This window comes from Mesorhizobium sp. M7A.F.Ca.US.005.03.2.1, assembly GCF_003997795.1.
Classification (GTDB): Bacteria; Pseudomonadota; Alphaproteobacteria; order Rhizobiales; family Rhizobiaceae; genus Mesorhizobium; species Mesorhizobium ciceri.
In genome coordinates, this window is the sequence record NZ_RZRP01000968.1 from 1 (window position 1) to 2,201 (window position 2,201).

Genomic DNA, 2,201 nt, shown 5'->3' on the forward strand with positions numbered 1-2,201 from the left:
GGACAGCATCGACGACACGCTGATGAGAGAACTTGAAGTATCACTGGACCAGCCCCGTTCGGGCGGCCAGGTGGGCAAGCCGGCGGCGCCGCAGTCGCTCGACGACGAGATGACCAAGCTTCTCGGTGAACTCTCCAGCCAGAAGAAATGAGCGACCGCCGGGTCGCTATCCCCGCGAAACACCGTCGCCGGTCCGGCTGCCGAACCACCTCGTCCGAAGCCCCGAGGGTTTTCGATCTTCGCGCGCCCTGAGCGGTGGATGCCGCACCAATGAAAATGGCCGGAAAACCGGCCATTTTCAGAATCGAGTTCGTTCGAGACAGCCGGCCGTGAGCTTCAGTCGTCGCGATAGACTTTTTCGCGGCGCTCATGCCGCTCCTGCGCTTCGATCGACAATGTCGCGATCGGACGTGCATCGAGCCGCTTCAGCGCGATCGGCTCGCCGGTTTCTTCGCAATAGCCGTAGGTGCCTTCGTCGATGCGTTGCAGGGCGGAATCGATCTTTGCAATGAGCTTGCGCTGACGGTCGCGGGCCCTGAGTTCGATGGCACGGTCGGTTTCCGAAGAGGCGCGATCGGCCAGATCGGGGTGGTTGGCGTTTTCTTGCTGCAGGATTTCCAGTGTTTCGCGCGCTTCGCGCAATATGTCATTCTTCCAGGTGACGAGCTTTGAGCGGAAGTAGGATTTCTGCCGCTCGTTCATGAACGGCTCGTCTTCGGAGGGTACGTAATCGGCGGTAACGATGTCGTTCATTCGACTCACCCAAACTGCCCCAAATTTGGCGCCTATATATTCGTCGTCCGACGCCTGCACAAGCGCAATCGGCCGCTGTTTCACGCAATTGTTAAAGTACCTGGGCACGCGTCTTTGCAGCCGCGTACGGTCGCTTTGGTACAAACTCCGCCGCGACACTTTGGATCCGGTGACGCATATTTTCCCTGATCGCGGTGACCCCGGGGCCGATATGCAAGCGCCTTTTGCAGCAGCCAGCGTTGGCTGATTCGCCGTGTTTGAAGAGCACGGGCCATTGTGCGCGACGCCGTTCTCGTGGCTAATCCCGGAAGGCTTCGGCATTCGGAGGTTGGGTGAGCAGGCTTTATCTGTTGCGACATGCCAAGGCAGGCTGGGCATTGCCCGGCATGCGCGATTTCGACCGTCCGCTCGATGCGTCCGGCCGCGCCGATGCCGAAATGATGGGCGCCGCCATGCGCTCCCGCCTCTATGTTCCGGACCGGACGCTGTGCTCCAACGCCAAACGCGCCAAAGAGACGCTGGAAGGCCTGGCCGGCCAGACCGACACCGGCCGGGTCCTGTTCTTCGACGGGCTCTACAGCGCGGACGCGGCCGGTTATCTCAACCTTATCAAGAACAATGGCGGATCGGGCTCGTTGCTGGTCATCGGCCACAACCCGATGATGGAAGACCTTGCCTTGGCAGTTTCGGGCGGCGGCGACGAGGCTGCGCGGGCCACACTGAACCATGGGTTCCCGACCGCGGGCCTGGCGGTCGTCCGCTTCGACGGCGATCTTGCCAGCGCCGCCCAAGGCACCGGCTATCTCGAAGTGTTCCTGACGCCGGCCGATCTCTGAAGCCATTTCAAAGCCTTGTTGCAGCGCCTATATCGGACGGACCGAAGTTCGAGAGAGCATATTTTGGCATCATCGCTGACCACCTTCACCGACGAGGCGAGGATTGCCCTCGACACGCTATCGGGCCGCGCCACCGGGCTTTTTTCCCCATCGCTGCGCCTCGGCGTGACCGGATTGTCCCGCGCCGGCAAAACGGTGTTCATATCGGCCCTTGTCCACAATTTGATCCATGGCGGGCGCCTGCCGCTGTTTGAGGCGCAGAAATCGGGGCGCATCGCGCGCGCCTTCCTCGAGCAGCAGCCCGACGACGCGGTGCCGCGTTTCCAGTACGAGGACCACATCGCAGCCTTGGTCAACGACCGCGTCTGGCCCGATTCGACGCGCGCCATTTCGGAGCTGCGGCTGACCATCGAATATGAATCGGCTTCCGGCTGGAGCCGCATGTTTTCCTCGGGCAGATTGTCGGTCGATATCGTCGACTATCCCGGCGAATGGCTGCTCGATCTGCCGCTGCTCGGCAAATCCTTCGCCGATTTTTCCCACGAAGCCTTTGAAATGGCTGTTCTGCCGGTGCGCGAGGACCTGTCGCAAGCCTGGCGGGCACTATCGGCC

The 2,201-nt window shown here is 61.6% G+C and carries 3 protein-coding genes; 2 read left to right on the forward strand and 1 reads right to left on the reverse strand.

The window, feature by feature from the left end; translation table 11 throughout:
• Positions 1-336: 336 nt before the first annotated feature.
• Positions 337-753 carry an RNA polymerase-binding protein DksA gene (gene dksA / locus EN991_RS33315; protein WP_013531862.1) on the reverse strand — a complete coding sequence of 139 codons (417 nt, stop codon included), beginning with the start codon at positions 751-753 and terminating at the stop codon, positions 337-339.
• Positions 754-1,085: 332 nt separating this feature from the next.
• Here dksA and EN991_RS33320 point away from each other — a divergent pair, with 332 nt between their 5' ends.
• Together EN991_RS33320 and EN991_RS33325 are read left to right on the forward strand one after the other, a co-directional pair.
• A complete protein-coding gene (locus EN991_RS33320) occupies positions 1,086-1,589 on the forward strand; it encodes a histidine phosphatase family protein (protein WP_024503532.1) in 504 nt (167 codons plus the stop codon).
• A 63-nt stretch (positions 1,590-1,652) separates the two neighbouring features.
• Positions 1,653-2,201 (forward strand): YcjX family protein (locus tag EN991_RS33325; protein ID WP_164769563.1); only part of this gene is annotated, 549 nt, incomplete at its 3' end.